The organism is Photobacterium galatheae (assembly GCF_000695255.1).
Classification (GTDB): Bacteria; Pseudomonadota; Gammaproteobacteria; order Enterobacterales; family Vibrionaceae; genus Photobacterium; species Photobacterium galatheae.
Genome location: NZ_JMIB01000054.1, coordinates 1 through 232, shown reverse-complemented (window position 1 = coordinate 232; position 232 = coordinate 1). Strand labels below are relative to the sequence as shown.

1 protein-coding gene is annotated in these 232 nt (G+C 49.1%); it reads right to left on the bottom strand.

What is annotated here, in order from left to right:
* Window positions 1-28 precede the first annotated feature (28 nt).
* A partial coding sequence (locus EA58_RS22100) for a hypothetical protein (RefSeq protein ID WP_036757453.1) occupies window positions 29-232 on the bottom strand: 204 nt, incomplete at its 5' end.

Below are 232 nucleotides of genomic sequence, written 5' to 3'. Positions count from 1 at the left end.
GACAGGGTTCTTCATCACATCTCTAAGATCAAAAGACTTGGCAAAAGGGTAACCGCGCCTTCCTGTTATCCCCACTTCCTTCTGTCATCCCCGCGAAGGCGGGGATCCAGTGACTTTTGAGAAAGAACGACGCAGAAAATGAGGGACAAAATGAATCTGGCAGATCGCTTGCATCTCGTGCCCAGTGGATTCCCGCCTGCGCGGGAATGACTGTAATTTGTTGATTATAAAC